The following is a 13,018-nucleotide window of genomic DNA, read 5'->3' on the forward strand; positions in this document are numbered from 1 at the left end:
ATAGCGATGAGCGACAAGAAGGCCAGCAACCAGATGTGGGGCGGACGTTTTGCCTCGGGTCCGGCCGCGATCATGGAAGCGATCAACGCGTCGATTTCGTTCGACCGCAAACTCTATGCCCAAGACATAAGAGGTTCGATCGCCCACAGCGAGATGTTGGCTGAAACGGGCATTATTTCGGCGGCCGATCAAGAAAAAATCGCTCACGGGCTGAACACGATCCTGAAAGAGATCGAGGCCGGCACGTTCGAGTTCTCGACCCGGCTGGAAGACATTCACATGAACATCGAGGCCCGCCTTGCCGACCTGATCGGCCCGGCCGCCGGCCGCCTGCACACGGCGCGGTCACGCAACGACCAGGTGGCGGTGGATCTCCGGCTCTGGGTCAAGGACGAGTGCTTTCGCGTCGCCGAGGCGCTGAAGGGGCTGATCTCAGCCTTGCTCGACCGCGCCGAGGAGCATGCGGCGACCGTGATGCCCGGCTTCACCCACATGCAGGCGGCGCAGCCGGTGACCTTCGGCCACCATTGCATGGCCTATGTCGAGATGTTATCGCGCGACCTGTCGCGCGTCCGCGACGCCATCGAGCGGATGGATGAAAGCCCGCTCGGCGCGGCAGCGCTTGCCGGCACCAGTTTTCCGATCGATCGCCACAAGACCGCCAAGGCGCTCGGCTTCCGCGAGCCGATGCGCAATTCCCTGGACAGCGTCTCCGACCGCGATTTCGCGCTGGAGTTTTTGAGCCTGGTGGCGATCTCCGCCACGCATCTATCGCGGCTCGCCGAAGAAATCATCATCTGGTCGACGCCGCAATTCGGCTTTGTCAGACTGTCGGACAGTTTCTCCACCGGCTCCTCAATCATGCCGCAGAAGAAGAACCCGGACGCCGCCGAACTGGTGCGCGGCAAGACCGGCCGCGTCACCGGCCATCTCGTCGGGCTGCTGACGGTGATGAAGGGCATGCCGCTGACCTATGGCAAGGACATGCAGGAAGACAAGGAATCGGTCTTCGACGCCGCCGAGACGCTCGATCTGATGCTGGCGGCGATGACCGGCATGGTGCGCGACATGACGGTCAATGCCGCCGCCATGAAGAAGGCCGCCAGCTCGGGCCACGCGACCGCGACCGACCTCGCCGACTGGCTGGTGCGAACGCTGGGCCTGCCCTTCCGTGAGGCACACCATGTCACCGGCCGCGCGGTGGCGGTGGCCGAAGAGAAGAAGGTGAGCCTTGAAAAGCTGTCGCTGGAAGATCTGCAGTCGATCAACCCCGGCATCACGGCAGACATCTTCTCGGTTCTGGCGGTGCAGAATTCGGTGAAGAGCCGCACCAGTTTCGGCGGCACGGCGCCGTCGGAGGTCAGGAAGCAGATCCGCAGCTGGAAAAAGCGCATCGCCAAGGCATGATGCCGGGGTGCAATGCGCCTAAAACTCGGTTAAAAGCGCAGCACATAAAGTTTCGGACGGATGGATCGATGACCGCAAGCAGGATTTTGGTGACGCTGACGCTGCTGACGGCGATGGCTGCCGTGACCGCTTGCGGCCGTAAGGCCGGTCTCGACACGCCCTATGAAGCGGCCGTCCAGGCCCGCAAGGACGCCGAGCGCGCCAAACAGCCGGTGCCGCCGGAGCCGGAAAAACCGGTCGTGGACAAGAAGTTCATCCTCGACCCGCTGATCTAGAGCCGATGAGACCGGCTTGGTCTTTCTGGCCAGGTCTCGTGCTCCAACTTCCGGAAACACTCTCGTGAACCATTTCGATTACCGCGACGGCGTGCTCCATGCCGAGAACGTGGCGATACCAGACATCGCCGCAAGCGTCGGCACGCCGTTCTATTGTTATTCGACGGCAACCTTGACGAGGCACTACCGGGTGTTCGCCGGGGCCTTTGCCGGGCTCGACACGCTGGTCTGTTATGCCTTGAAGGCGAATTCCAACCAGGCGGTGCTGCGAACGCTGGCAAAGCTCGGCGCCGGCGCCGACACCGTCTCGGAAGGCGAAATGCGCCGCGCGCTCGCCGCCGGCATCCCGGCCAGCAAGATCGTATTCTCGGGCGTCGGCAAGACCGCGCGCGAGATGGATTTTGCGCTCGAGGCCGGCATTCTCTGCTTCAATGTCGAATCCGAGCCGGAGCTGGAGTTGCTGTCGGCCCGCGCCACCGCGCTCGGCAAGGTGGCGCCGGTCTCGCTGCGCATCAACCCGGATGTCGACGCCAGGACGCACAGGAAGATCTCCACCGGAAAGGCCGAGAACAAGTTCGGCATTCCATGGCAAAGGGCGCGCCAGGTCTATGCCCGCGCGGCCGGTTTGCCGGGCACCAAGCCCATCGGCATCGATACCCATATCGGCAGCCAGATCACCGAGTTGCAGCCCTTTGACGATGCTTTCGCGCTTCTGGCGGAACTGGTCGGCGCGCTGCGCGCCGATGGCCACGCCGTCGAGCATGTCGATCTCGGCGGCGGCCTCGGCATCCCCTACCGCACCGACAACAGCCCGCCGCCTCTGCCCGATGCCTATGCCGAGATCGTCAGGAAGCACCTGACAAAGCTTGGAGTGAAGGTGATGTTCGAGCCGGGCCGGCTGATCGTCGGCAATGCCGGCATCCTGGTCTCGGAAGTGATATTCGTGAAGGAAGGCGACGCCAAGAACTTCCTCGTCGTCGACGCCGCCATGAACGATCTGATCCGGCCGACGCTCTACGATGCCTTCCACGACATCAAGCCGGTGGTGCAGCCGCCGGCCGACACGCCGCGCATGGCGGTCGACGTCGTCGGCCCGGTCTGCGAGACCGGCGACTATCTCGGCCTCGACCGTGACCTGCCCCGGCTCAAGTCTGGCGACCTCATTGCCGTCACCACCGCCGGCGCCTATGGCGCGGTGCAATCCGGCACCTACAACACCCGCCTACTTGTGCCTGAGGTTCTGGTCGACGGCGACCGTTTCCACGTCGTGCGCCGGCGCCAGACCTATGACGAGCTGATCGGCCTGGATTCGGTGCCCGACTGGCTTGCATAGGAGCCGCAGCGCCGGCTGCGCTACAGCCGGTTCTGGATGAGCAACCTTGCGTCGGCGATGCTGTCCTCGTCGCGGCGGTAGAACGTCCATTGCTTGATGCGCTTGGGCCGCAGCAGGCCGGCCTGGGTAAGCACGCGCATATGTTCGGAGAGCGTCGCCTGCGTAATGCCGAGCTTCTCCGCGATCAGCAGCGCGCAAACGCCATCCTCGACCAGATCGCCGTCTGCCTGGGCCGGGAAATGCGCCTGCGGATCCTTCAGCCAGTCGAGGATCTGCAGCCTGCGTTCATTGGCGATCGCCTTGAAGATTTCAACCTCTTGCATTTAGCCATTTTGCCAAGTTACTAATTGCTGTCAATCCCAAGGAGATGGTCATGACGAACGGCAACACCGTCACGCGCGAACGCATTGCCGCGATGGAATCGCGCATCCGCCGCTATATCAGGCGCACGCCGGTGCTGCGCGTCGACATGGCCGATTTCGACCGGCCGCCGCTGGCGGTCGACCTCAAGCTCGAATGCCTGCAGCATTCCGGTTCGTTCAAGGCGCGCGGCGCCTTCACCAATCTGCTCGAACGGCCGGTGCCTGCGGCCGGCGTGGTTGCGGCTTCGGGCGGCAATCATGGCGCCGCAGTCGCCTATGCCGCCATGCGGCTTGGCCACAAGGCGACGATCTTCGTTCCCGAAGTCAGCCCGGCGGCCAAGCTGCAGCGCATCCGCGGCTACGGCGCCGAACTGATCGTCGGCGGCGCCCGCTATGCCGAGGCGCTGGCCGCCAGCGAGGCTTTTGCCGAAAAGACCGGCGCGCTGCAGATCCATGCCTTCAACCAGGAGGAAACATTGGTCGGCCAAGGCACGCTCGGCCTCGAAATCGAAACCGATCTGCCAGACATCGACACGCTGCTGGTCGCTGTCGGCGGCGGCGGCCTGATCGGCGGCATCGCCGCCTGGTTTGCCGGCCGCATCAGGATCATCGCCATAGAGCCCGAAGGCGCGCCGACGCTGCATCGCGCCTTCGAAGCCGGCCACCCCGTCGATGCGCCCGCCGAAGGCGTTGCCGCCGATTCGCTGGCGCCCAAGCGCGTCGGCGAGATGATGTTCCCGATCGCCGAGGCTTTTGTCGAGCGCTCCATTCTGGTCACCGACGACGCCATCATTGCCGCGCAGAAGGCGCTGTGGGAGCGGGTGCGTATCATCGCCGAGCCGGGTGGGGCCGCTGCCTTTGCGGCTCTCTTGTCCGGCCGCTACACCCCGGCGCCGGGCGAACGGATCGCGGTCCTGGTATGCGGCTCGAACACCGATCCCACGAAATTCTAAACCTTGCTGCGACTGAAGTGGGACGCAAACCCGCCAAAGCTTTTCAAGTTTTCCGGAACCGCCTCGCCTTTGCCGTGTTTGCTGGTAAACTTCTGCTTGTTGAGTCCGGGCTATCCCGCCCGGGCAGGAAGGGCCAATGACGGAACGCCCCATTCCCAGTGGCGATCGCAGCCTGGCCGGGTGGCTTGCCCTGAGCCGGCTGGCGACACGGGTCTCGATGACGGTCGAGCGCGGCTGGCCGCTGCTTCTGCCGCTGCTCATCGTCGCCAGCCTGTTTCTCAGCCTCTCCTGGCTCGGCCTTTTCCCCCGGCTGCCTGACATTGCGCGCATTATCCTGGTCACGGCGTTCGGTATTGCCACGCTGGCGGCGCTCTACCCGCTGCGTTTCTTCAAGCTTCCATCCGCCGCTGAAATCGACCGCCGTATCGAGGCCGCCAACCAGCTGCAGCACAGCCCGGTGCTGGTGCAGACCGACCGTCCCAGCGGCAAGGAAAGCATCTTTTCCCAGGCGTTGTGGCGCGAACACCAAAAGCGCATGGCCGACAAGCTCGGCAGCCTTGGCGCCGACCTGCCGCGTACCCGCGTGCCGGAGCGCGATCCGTGGGCATTGCGTGCCGTGGCGGCGCTGCTGTTGGTCACCGCTTTTGCCTTTTCCTTCGGACCGTCCGGCGGCAGGCTGTCTGATGGTTTCAGTGCCCATGCGGCGCGCGACATCGTACCGCCGCGCATCGATGCCTGGGTGACCCCGCCGGCCTATACCGGCAAGCCGCCCATCTTCTTGACCGCGCCAGTCATCGATGGCAACGCCAAGCAGGCGGTTGCCACCTTCACCGTGCCGCAAGGCAGCGACGTCTCGCTGCGCGTGACCGGCGGCTCCGGCGAGGAAACGCTAAGCTTTGCCGACAAGGGCGGCAATGCTCGCGCCATCGACCCGTCGGGACCACAGGTGGCGGCCGTCAAGGCAGCGGCGGTCAACCCCGCGACCCCCAAGCTGCGCCAGTTCACCGTCAAGCTGACCGCCGACGGCACGCTGACGCTGAAGTCGGGCGAAGCCGATCTCGGTCGCTGGGCCTTCGCGGTGATCCCCGACAAGCCGCCGACGATCCGCTTCGTCGGCGAGCCCAAGCGCGCCGTCAACGGCGCCTTCGAGCTCAACTACCAGATCGACGACGACTATGGCGCGGCCACCGCCAAGGCGGTTTTCGCGCTGGCCGATCCGGCGGCGCCCGATGCGCATCCGCTCTACGGTCCGCCTGACCTGCCGCTGGCGCTGCCGCGCCGCGGCGGCAAGGCGAACGCCGCCAAGACCACCAAGGACCTCACCGAGCACGTCTGGGCCGGCGCCAGCATCAAGCTGTCGCTTGTCGCCACCGACGATGCCGGACACACCACGACCAGCGAAACCAAGACTATTGTGATGCCGGAGCGGCCCTTCGCCAACCCGCTGGCGCGGGCGGTGGTCGAGCAGCGCCGCCTACTGGCGCTCGACGCCAATGCCAAGCCGCGCGTGCTCGACCTGATGGACGCCATCACGCTGCGGCCCGAGGACACGTTCGACAACATGTCGCATTACCTCGCCATCATGAGCGCCCGCAGCCGGCTGAAGATGTCGGACAGCGACGATCAGTTGCGCAACGAGGTTGCCTATCTCTGGGAAATCGCGCTCGGCATCGAGGAAGGCAATCTCTCGTCCGCCGAAAAGCGGCTCCGCCAAGCCCAGCAGGCGCTGCAGGACGCCATCAAGCGCGGCGCCAGCGACGAAGAGATCGAAAAGGCGATGAAGGAACTGCGCGAGGCGATGAACGAATTCCTGCAGGAATTCGCCGAGCGCGCCAAGCAGAACCCGAACGCGCCGCAGATGCAACAGAATGGTCGCGAGCTGCGTCAGAGTGATATCGACCGCATGATGGACCAGATCGAGAACCTGGCGAAGTCGGGCGACCGCGACAAGGCGCAGGAGCTGCTGTCGCAGCTGGAAAACATGATGAACAACCTGCAGGCCGGCCGTCAGCAGGAGGGCGGCGAGCAGGACAGCGAGATGCGCCAGCAGATGGACAAGCTGGGCGAGATCATGCGCCGCCAGCAGGAGATGATGAACGACACCTACCGCATGGACCAGATGCAGCGCGGAGATAATCAGCAGCCCGGCGAAGGCAATGGCGACGACCCGGACCAGCCGGGCGTCGGCAAGGATCGCGATCCTCTCGCCCGGCCGAAGTCGATGACACCGCAGGAATTCGCCGATGCGATGAAGCAGCTGCAGGAAGGCCAGGGCCAGTTGCAGAGCGAACTCGACAAGCTGAAGAAGGGCCTGGAAGGCATGGGCATGCAACCCAATGAGGGGTTTGGCGACGCTGGCAAATCCATGGGCAATGCCGAAAAGTCGCTTGGCGAAGGCGAAGGCGACCAGGCAGTCGGCCACCAGGGTCGCGCGCTGGAAGCGCTGCGCAAGGGCGCCAAGGAGATGATGAAGCAGCTGCAGGCGATGCAGGGCGACCAGGGCGGCAGCCAGGAAGGCGGCCGCCAACAGGACGCCGGCCGCGATCCGCTGGGCCGACCGCGCGCCAGCCGCGGACCCGATTTCGGCGATTCGGTGAAGGTGCCCGACGAGATCGACGTGCAGCGCGCCCGCCAGATTCTCGAGGCGATTCGCAAGCGGCTCGGCAACGCGCTCAGCCCCGACATCGAGCGCAGCTACCTCGAGCGGCTGCTGGAGCTGAAGTAGCCTCCAAGGCAACATCCGTCGAACTGAATGGTATCAGCGCCATGCCGAAACTCGGTGCCGTCACGCCCATCCTGCGCATCTTCGACATCGCCAAGGCACGCGAATTCTATGTCGACTTTCTCGGCTTCAAGGTCGAGTTCGAGCACCGCTTCGACGACAATGCGCCGCTCTACATGGGTGTAATCCGCGACGGCTGTGTCCTGCATCTGAGCGAACATCATGGCGACGGCGCGCCGGGTATAGCCATGCGCATCAAGGTCGAGGACATCGCGGCATTGCACCGCGAACTGATCGGCAAGAGATACCGCTACGCCCGGCCGGGCCTCGAAACCACGTCGTGGCAGACCCGTGAAGTGTCGGTCGGCGACCCCTTCGGCAATCGGCTGCATTTCTACGAGGATGCAACAGACTAAGCCGGCCGGTTGACGAACGCCTCGCGTATTGCTTCCTGCATGCTGTCGATCGCCTCGCCTGAGGCATTGGGGTTGCGATGCATCACCACATTCGAGGAATCGATGTGGCCGAACCCGTCCGCGGCGGTGAGCTCGCGGCAGCCATCCGGAATGTTGCTGTGCGAGATCGGCGCGATCGCCAGGCCAGAGGTGACGGCGAGCTTCAGGCCGCCGGTGGTGTCGCTGGTATAGGCGACACGGTAGGCCAGCCCACGCTGCTCAAGCGATTTGATAGCAAAGTCCTTGCACCAGCCGGCCCGGTTGTAGAGCGCGATCGGCACCGGCCGCTCCTCATGCATGTGATGCAGGCTCGATGTCACCCACACGGTCGGATCATGCATCAGCACCTCGCCGCCGCCAGGATCCTGCCATTCGAACACCACGGCGAGGTCGAGTTCACCGGCCGCCAACGCTGCCAGCTGGGCGCCCGAATGTGCATAGCGCACGGTGACCTCGACCTTGGTGTGACGCTTCGAGAAGGCGCCGAGCGCGCGCGACAGGATGGCGTGACCATATTCCTCGGGAATGCCGATGCGCACCGGCCCGCCAAGAGGTGCCGCCGCCATCGATGCCGCCGTCTCGTCGAGCAGCGAGACGATGCGGCGGGCATTGACGATCAGCTCGCCGCCACGGCGCGTCAGCGCCACGCCGCGCGAGCCGCGTTCGAACAGGCTGTCGCCGACCAGCTCCTCGAGCTTCTTCATCTGCATCGACACCGCCGACTGGGTGCGCCCGGCCTGCTCCGCCGCCCGGGTGAAATTGCCCGCTTCGGCAATGGCGACGAAGGTGCGCAGGAGATCGCTGTCGAGGGTTGGCCGCATCAAGTCCGTCATAAGCAAATTTGATCTCTGGCATCATTCCAATTCGTTTGCAACATGTCAAACGCCGCAGCATAGTCCGCTCACCCATTGGATATGCCGCCGCGAAACCGGCTGCGGACCAATCAAAGAGTCCTCACTCATACCCGCTGCCCAAAACGGTGGCGGGTTCTTTTTACCCCATGGCCGGGCGGCTGCGGGCAGTTAAGGCAAGGGCCGGCAGAACAATATGCGCAACCGGATCGTTCTCGGCATCATCAGCCTGTGCCTTGGCGTGCTGGTGTTCTCGCTCCAGGACCCGCTGGTCAAGGCGGTGTCGGCCGGCTATCCCGTGACCGAGGTGATGTGGATCCGCTCGATCGTCGCTTTGCCGATCCTGGTCGTTCTCGTTCGCGCCGATGTCGGCCTGCGGGCCATTGTCTCGAAGCGGTTCGGCCTGCTGACGATACGCGCCTTCGTCCAGTTCTCCTCCTATACGGTCTACTATCTGGCGATCGCTGCCTTGCCGCTCGCCGACGCGGTGGCGCTCTATTTCATGGCGCCCCTGTTCATCATGGCGATAGCCGGGCCCTATCTCGGCGAGCGGGTATCCTGGCAGGCTCTCGCCACCGTGCTGATCGGCATGCTGGGCGTGGTCGTGATGCTGCGCCCGGGCGCCGGCCTGTTCGACTGGGCGGCGCTGCTTTCGTTGGGCTCGGCTTTGCTCTACGGCTTTTCACAGCTGATGGCGCGCAAGATCGGCGACACCGAATCCTCCACCGTCATGGCCTTCTACCAGAACGGCGCCTATCTGGTCGGCGCCGCTGCGGTTGCCGGCACATTCTGGCTTGCCGGCATAACCCATGCTGTCCACCCCAGCCTCGAATTCCTGGTGCGGCCGTGGGTCTGGCCGACGACCCCGGATTTCCTCAAGATGGCGGCCTGCGGCTTCGTCGCTTCGGCCGGCATGATTCTGCTGTCGCAGGCCTACAGGCTGGCGCCCGCCAACCGCGTCGCCACCTTCGAATACACCGGGATTATCTGGTCGCCGCTGTGGGGCTTCCTGTTCTTCGACGAGGTGCCGCGCTCGACCACCGCCATCGGTGCGGCGCTGATCATCGGCGCCGGTCTGCTGGCGCTCAACACCGAACGGCGCCGGAGTGCTGCGCCTGTCCTCGCCGCGTCTCAGGATGCCGCCTGAAGCGTGTCAGGCGAAGCAGGCGAGCGCCTGGTCGACCCGCGAGCGGATTTCGGCCAGCGTGAAAGGCTTTTGCACGACGTCGATAATGGCGCCGTTCAATTCCTCGGCGCGCTCGCGCTGGTCGGCATAGCCGGTCATCAGCAGGATCTTCATGTCAGGGAAAAGCCTGGCTGCGGCGATCGCCATCTCGATGCCGTCCATTTCCGGCATGCGGATATCGGAGACGACGAGGTCGTAACCGCCGCCTGCAGCACTGACCATCGCCAGCCCCTGCGCGCCGTCGGCGGCGATATCGATCGAGTGCCCGGCGCGTTCGAGCGCGCGGGCGGCGAGGGTGCGGACGGACTCATCGTCCTCGACGATCAGAAGCTTTGCCATGGGCCGGAATTTGGCGGGCAAAAGTTGACTTTTTCTGAAAATTTGAAGCGTCGTGGGCCTTTTCTCAGGCATCGCCTTTGACGACACCGACAAACGGCAGTTCGCGAAAAGCGTGAGCGACGTCCATGCCGTAGCCGACGACGAAGTAATCGGGACAGTCGAAGCCGACATAGTCGGCGTTCAGCTCGGTCTGGCGGCGCATGCGCTTGTCCAACAGCACCGCGATGGCGCAGCTTTTGGCGCCGCGCGACAGCATCAGGTTGCGGGTGAAGGAGAGCGTCTTGCCGGATTCCAGGATATCGTCGATCAGCAGCACGTCGCGGCCGGCGACCTCATTGTCGATGTCGCGCAGCACCCTCACCTCGCCGCTGGTGGTGCCGGCGCCATAGCTGGAAATGAAGATGAACTCGACCTCGGGCGACAGCCCGACATCGTGCATGGCGCGGATCAGATCGGCGGCGAAGATGAACGAGCCCTTCAGCACCGAAATCACCAGCAGGTCGTGATAGTCGTGCTCGGCGATCTCCTTGGCGAGTTCGAGATTGCGCCGCGCGATCGCGGACGCCGAAAACAGGACCTCGATGTCCTTGCCGCGCACAACTGGCATCAACGACCTTTCCAGAGAAACCGACTAGCCGGCGAAGGTGACCGCCACGGCCTTGACGCCGTTTCTAGGCACATCGAGGCGGCCGGAAAAGCCGAATCTTTCGCCGGGCGCCAGAGAACGGTTGGATGTCCCCAGAGTATAGCGGGTGATGCGGCTGTCATTGCCGGTGACACGTATCTCCACGGCGGCAATTGTCCCGCCTTCAAACCGTCATTGACGGCCTCGCCATCCACGAACAGCACCGGGGTGGGTCCTGACGCGTCGACACGCGTGGTGACGCCGGCAATGCTGAGTACGGTGCCCTCCGGCTGTTCGACTGACCAGAACGGCGTCTGGCGCACCAGCGCGTGGCCACCCGAGACCCAGAAGGCGGCAAGGGCCGCACCGATGCCGGCAATCCAGAAGATCGGCCCGCCACGCGATGCCGGCCGCCCGGCTGACGCATCTGATTTGCGCAGCATCTCCATGCCTTCGATCGACGGCGTCGCGATGTCGCGCGCCGGCGTCGGCATGGCTTCTATCAGTGGGATCAGCTGCGGCAGCACCTCATAATCCGCATCGACGATGTCGGTCGCCACAGGCCGCGATTCCGGTGCGACACTTGTCCCGGTCATGATTTCGCCGGAAACCGGGCGCGCGGTTCGTTGCTCAGCCATCATGGCCCCGCTGTTGCCTCTTCGTTTCTTTTGCGTAAATGGAAATGGTTAACGCTTCCCCACCGGAACCCTTGTGACGCACTCAAAAACAGCGAAAATTAACCGACGGTTAACCATGGCGGCCGATGGTCGTTGGACAGAAAGGGCTGGCACGCCGCCGCCACACACCTCAGGTCGTCGCACGTGATCCGCTTCGAAAATGTCGGCCTCCGCTATGGCATGGGTCCGGAAATCCTCCGCGACATCTCCCTGCACATTCCGGAGAGCTCCTTCCAGTTCCTGAGCGGGCCCTCCGGCGCCGGCAAGACGACGCTGCTGCGCCTTCTGTTCATGTCGCTGAAGCCGACACGCGGGCTGATCACCATCTTCGGCAAGGACCGCTCGCGCATCTCGCGCGCTGAACTGCCGCATCTCAGGCGCCGCATCGGCGTGGTGTTCCAGGATTTCCGCCTGCTCGACCACATGACCACCTATGAGAATGTCGCTCTGCCGCTGCGCGTGCGCGGCCGCGAGGAAGCGAGCTACCGCACCGACGTCACCGAACTTTTGAAATGGGTTGGCCTGGGCGAGCGCATGCATGTGCTGCCGCCGGTCCTTTCGGGTGGCGAAAAGCAGCGCGCGGCAATCGCCCGGGCCTTGATCGAACAGCCCGAAATCCTGCTTGCCGACGAGCCGACCGGCAATGTCGACCCGCCGCTGGCGCGCCGGTTGCTCAGGCTGTTCATTGAGCTCAACCGGCTCGGCACCGCGGTGGTGATCGCCACTCACGATCTCGGCCTGATGGAGCAGGTCGACGCGCGCCGCATGATCCTGGCCGGCGGAAGGCTGGATATTTATGACTGAGCTATCGGCCGAACAGCTGCATGAAGACGCCGCCGAGCCCGCGACGACGACGCAGCGCGTCCACCGCCGCATGGCGCCGATCGTGCCGGCGCAGAATATTGCCGGCCGCGCCCTGGTGCTGGTCATCGCCATCATGACCTTCCTGTCCTGCCTGACTTTCGGCGCCGTCACGCTGGTGCGCGACACTGCCTCGGTCTGGGAAAACCAGATCTCGCGCGAGGCGACGATTCAGATCAAACCGGTCGACGGCCTCGACATGGAGGCAGCCCTTGCCCAGGCCTCGCAGATCGTCGGCGAATTCCCCGGCGTGAAGGAAACCCGGATCATCGATCGCGACGCCACCGCGCGTCTGTTGGAGCCATGGCTGGGCTCGGGCCTGAATATCGACGAATTGCCGGTGCCGCGCCTGATCATCGTCACCATCGACGAGACCAGTCCGCCCGACTTTAGCGCCATCCGTGCGGCGCTCACGCCCAAGCTGCCGAGTGCTTCGCTCGACGATCACCGTACATGGGTCGACCGGCTGGTCGCCATGGCCCGCACCACGGTCACCATCGGCATCGCCGTGCTGGTCCTGATGCTGTCGGCGACGGTGCTGACCGTAGTGTTTGCGACGCGCGGCGCTATGGCGGGTAACGGCCATATCATCGAAGTGCTGCATTTCGTCGGCGCCGAGGCGCGCTTCATCGCGCGCGAATTCCGCTGGCATTTCCTGGTCACCGGCATGAAGGGCGCGGCCGCCGGCGGCGCAGCCGCGATCCTGGTTTTCATCGTCTTTTCCTGGTGGTCGTCGCGCAACATGGCAACGCCGCAGGCCGACCAGGCCACCGCTTTGTTCGGCAATTTCGCCATCGGATCGGCAGGCTATCTCGGCGTCGGCCTGATGGTGCTGGTGATCGGCGGACTGACGGCGGCGACCTCGCACGCCACCGTCGTCGCCTATCTCAGCGACATCGATGTCCGCCAGCCGGATGCGGGGTGAACCGTGAGGGCAGAAGCGAAAACAGTTCGGGGGCAAGGACAGGAATG

14 protein-coding genes are annotated in these 13,018 nt (G+C 64.5%); 9 read left to right on the forward strand and 5 right to left on the reverse strand.

Annotation, left to right across the window (positions count from 1 at the left end; translation table 11 throughout):
* Positions 1-6: 6 nt before the first annotated feature.
* From argH to lysA, 3 genes are all read left to right on the forward strand, one after another.
* Positions 7-1,407, forward strand: a complete 1,401-nt coding sequence (argH, locus tag ACYG97_RS19785) for an argininosuccinate lyase (RefSeq protein ID WP_023734605.1) — start codon at positions 7-9, stop codon at positions 1,405-1,407.
* 68 nt (positions 1,408-1,475) lie between these two features.
* The gene (locus ACYG97_RS19790) at positions 1,476-1,682 is read left to right on the forward strand and encodes a hypothetical protein (protein WP_023673325.1); all 207 of its coding nucleotides are present in this window, start codon (positions 1,476-1,478) and stop codon (positions 1,680-1,682) included.
* Between the two features lie 64 nt (positions 1,683-1,746).
* Positions 1,747-3,015, forward strand: coding sequence for a diaminopimelate decarboxylase (gene lysA, locus ACYG97_RS19795; protein ID WP_023711723.1), 1,269 nt, complete (start codon positions 1,747-1,749; stop codon positions 3,013-3,015).
* A gap of 20 nt (positions 3,016-3,035) precedes the next feature.
* Here lysA and ACYG97_RS19800 read toward each other — a convergent pair whose 3' ends face one another.
* Positions 3,036-3,338, reverse strand: coding sequence for an ArsR/SmtB family transcription factor (locus ACYG97_RS19800; RefSeq protein WP_023748498.1), 303 nt, complete (start codon positions 3,336-3,338; stop codon positions 3,036-3,038).
* A 50-nt stretch (positions 3,339-3,388) separates the two neighbouring features.
* On the opposite strand from ACYG97_RS19800, the gene ACYG97_RS19805 reads away from it, so the two are divergent.
* The 3 genes from ACYG97_RS19805 to ACYG97_RS19815 all read left to right on the forward strand — a co-directional run bounded on the left by ACYG97_RS19805 (position 3,389) and on the right by ACYG97_RS19815 (position 7,468).
* Entirely contained in the window at positions 3,389-4,330 is a 942-nt protein-coding gene (locus ACYG97_RS19805) for a threonine/serine dehydratase (protein WP_023734607.1), read from the forward strand.
* Positions 4,331-4,466: 136 nt separating this feature from the next.
* Complete coding sequence (locus tag ACYG97_RS19810) at positions 4,467-7,055, forward strand: TIGR02302 family protein (protein ID WP_023734608.1); 2,589 nt, start codon at positions 4,467-4,469, stop codon at positions 7,053-7,055.
* Positions 7,056-7,096: 41 nt separating this feature from the next.
* Positions 7,097-7,468, forward strand: coding sequence for a glyoxalase superfamily protein (locus tag ACYG97_RS19815; protein WP_023685340.1), 372 nt, complete (start codon positions 7,097-7,099; stop codon positions 7,466-7,468).
* Here ACYG97_RS19815 and ACYG97_RS19820 read toward each other — a convergent pair.
* A complete protein-coding gene (locus ACYG97_RS19820) occupies positions 7,465-8,328 on the reverse strand; it encodes a LysR substrate-binding domain-containing protein (protein WP_023734609.1) in 864 nt (287 codons plus the stop codon). The genes ACYG97_RS19815 and ACYG97_RS19820 overlap by 4 nt on opposite strands.
* Before the next feature lie 226 nt (positions 8,329-8,554).
* Here ACYG97_RS19820 and ACYG97_RS19825 point away from each other — a divergent pair, with 226 nt between their 5' ends.
* Positions 8,555-9,505 (forward strand): DMT family transporter, encoded by a 951-nt coding sequence (locus tag ACYG97_RS19825; protein ID WP_023673317.1) that lies wholly within the window; start codon positions 8,555-8,557, stop codon positions 9,503-9,505.
* 6 nt (positions 9,506-9,511) lie between these two features.
* Here the strand turns inward: ACYG97_RS19825 and ACYG97_RS19830 are convergent, their stop codons facing one another.
* The 3 genes from ACYG97_RS19830 to ACYG97_RS19840 form a co-directional block, all read right to left on the reverse strand.
* On the reverse strand, positions 9,512-9,883 hold the full coding sequence (locus tag ACYG97_RS19830; RefSeq protein ID WP_023734610.1) for a response regulator: 372 nt from the start codon (positions 9,881-9,883) through the stop codon (positions 9,512-9,514).
* A gap of 64 nt (positions 9,884-9,947) precedes the next feature.
* A complete protein-coding gene (gene hpt, locus ACYG97_RS19835; protein WP_023673315.1) occupies positions 9,948-10,490 on the reverse strand; it encodes a hypoxanthine phosphoribosyltransferase in 543 nt (180 codons plus the stop codon).
* Positions 10,490-11,104 (reverse strand): hypothetical protein, encoded by a 615-nt coding sequence (locus tag ACYG97_RS19840; RefSeq protein WP_245260887.1) that lies wholly within the window; start codon positions 11,102-11,104, stop codon positions 10,490-10,492. The genes hpt and ACYG97_RS19840 overlap by 1 nt, the downstream gene beginning before the upstream one ends.
* 225 nt (positions 11,105-11,329) lie before the next feature.
* Here ACYG97_RS19840 and ftsE point away from each other — a divergent pair, with 225 nt between their 5' ends.
* Together ftsE and ACYG97_RS19850 are read left to right on the forward strand one after the other, a co-directional pair.
* Entirely contained in the window at positions 11,330-11,989 is a 660-nt protein-coding gene (gene ftsE / locus ACYG97_RS19845; protein WP_023685344.1) for a cell division ATP-binding protein FtsE, read from the forward strand.
* On the forward strand, positions 11,982-12,971 hold the full coding sequence (locus ACYG97_RS19850) for a cell division protein FtsX (RefSeq protein ID WP_023704319.1): 990 nt from the start codon (positions 11,982-11,984) through the stop codon (positions 12,969-12,971). The genes ftsE and ACYG97_RS19850 overlap by 8 nt, the downstream gene beginning before the upstream one ends.
* Positions 12,972-13,018 lie beyond the last annotated feature (47 nt).

The organism is Mesorhizobium sp. W067 (genome assembly GCF_054719525.1).

Bases quoted from the DNA above. Each gene is read 5' to 3' on its own strand.
- argH (WP_023734605.1), top strand. From the start codon at position 7: ATGAGCGACAAGAAGGCCAGCAACCAGATGTGGGGCGGACGTTTTGCC.
- ACYG97_RS19790 (WP_023673325.1), top strand. From the start codon at position 1,476: ATGACCGCAAGCAGGATTTTGGTGACGCTGACGCTGCTGACGGCGATG.
- ACYG97_RS19800 (WP_023748498.1), bottom strand. From the start codon at position 3,338: ATGCAAGAGGTTGAAATCTTCAAGGCGATCGCCAATGAACGCAGGCTG.
- ACYG97_RS19805 (WP_023734607.1), top strand. From the start codon at position 3,389: ATGACGAACGGCAACACCGTCACGCGCGAACGCATTGCCGCGATGGAA.
- ACYG97_RS19810 (WP_023734608.1), top strand. From the start codon at position 4,467: ATGACGGAACGCCCCATTCCCAGTGGCGATCGCAGCCTGGCCGGGTGG.
- ACYG97_RS19815 (WP_023685340.1), top strand. From the start codon at position 7,097: ATGCCGAAACTCGGTGCCGTCACGCCCATCCTGCGCATCTTCGACATC.
- ACYG97_RS19820 (WP_023734609.1), bottom strand. From the start codon at position 8,328: ATGCGGCCAACCCTCGACAGCGATCTCCTGCGCACCTTCGTCGCCATT.
- ACYG97_RS19825 (WP_023673317.1), top strand. From the start codon at position 8,555: ATGCGCAACCGGATCGTTCTCGGCATCATCAGCCTGTGCCTTGGCGTG.
- ACYG97_RS19830 (WP_023734610.1), bottom strand. From the start codon at position 9,883: ATGGCAAAGCTTCTGATCGTCGAGGACGATGAGTCCGTCCGCACCCTC.
- hpt (WP_023673315.1), bottom strand. From the start codon at position 10,490: ATGCCAGTTGTGCGCGGCAAGGACATCGAGGTCCTGTTTTCGGCGTCC.
- ACYG97_RS19840 (WP_245260887.1), bottom strand. From the start codon at position 11,104: ATGACCGGGACAAGTGTCGCACCGGAATCGCGGCCTGTGGCGACCGAC.
- ACYG97_RS19850 (WP_023704319.1), top strand. From the start codon at position 11,982: ATGACTGAGCTATCGGCCGAACAGCTGCATGAAGACGCCGCCGAGCCC.